General features: G+C 66.3%; 1 protein-coding gene. It reads left to right on the top strand.

Annotated features, from left to right (window positions below; translation table 11 throughout):
- On the top strand, positions 1-814 hold an 814-nt coding region (locus EN738_RS34675; protein ID WP_145967064.1), incomplete at its 5' end, for a cell division protein FtsQ/DivIB.
- Positions 815-878 lie beyond the last annotated feature (64 nt).

The following is an 878-nucleotide window of genomic DNA, read 5'->3' as shown; positions in this document are numbered from 1 at the left end:
TCTTGGCGGGGGTGAATTCACCGCGCCGCCTTTTTCCGCGGCAATCCTTTCGGCTGTGCTGATCGCGTCGAGCACCGCCTATGGCGCCTATCTTGGCGGACAGGTCGACGGCGTCGTCCAGGGCATAACCGCGCGCACCGGTTTCGCGGTCGATCAGATCAAGGTGGTCGGCAACCACGAAACCTCCGAGATCGACATACTGGACCGGCTGGAGCTCGACGGCTGGACCTCGCTGATAGGCTTTGATGCCGAGGCCGCGCGCGAGCGGATCAGGACGCTGCCCTGGGTCGAGGTCGCGGCGGTGCGCAAGGTCTATCCGCATACGCTGGAGGTGCGCGTCGAGGAGCGTGAGCCTTTCGCGCTTTGGCAGCAGGGCGATTCGCTTTCGGTCATCGAGCGTGACGGCCAGGTCATCGCGCCGTTCTCGGGCGGGAAGCAGGCGCTGCTGCCGCTGATCATCGGCACCGGCGCGCCGGCCAAGGCGCCGGATTTCCTTGCCGAGGTGAAGCGCTATCCCGAACTCGCGGCGCGGGTCAAAGGCTATATCCGCATCGGCGAGCGGCGCTGGGACCTGCGGCTGGAGAACGGCATCACGGTCAAGCTGCCTGAGGACGGCGAAGACCGGGCGATCGCCGATCTGGTCAGGATGGACCACGACAACGGGCTCTTGAGCCGCGACATCGCCGCCGTCGACATGCGCCTGTCCGATCGCCTCGTCGTGCAGCTGACGCCGGAGGCGGCGACGCAGCGCGAAGCGGCGCTCAACGAAAAGCCGAAGAGCCTGACGAAGCGCAAGCCGGAGACGAAAATATGAGCTGGCTTGGCGGCAACAGCGATGCCTCCTCGCGCCGGTCGGGCACCTTGACGGTGCTCGATGT

This window comes from Mesorhizobium sp. M4B.F.Ca.ET.017.02.2.1 (assembly GCF_003998955.1).
Lineage (GTDB): Bacteria > Pseudomonadota > Alphaproteobacteria > Rhizobiales > Rhizobiaceae > Mesorhizobium > Mesorhizobium abyssinicae.
The sequence above is the reverse complement of the archived record's forward strand: the minus strand, read 5'-3'. Positions and strand labels throughout refer to the sequence as shown.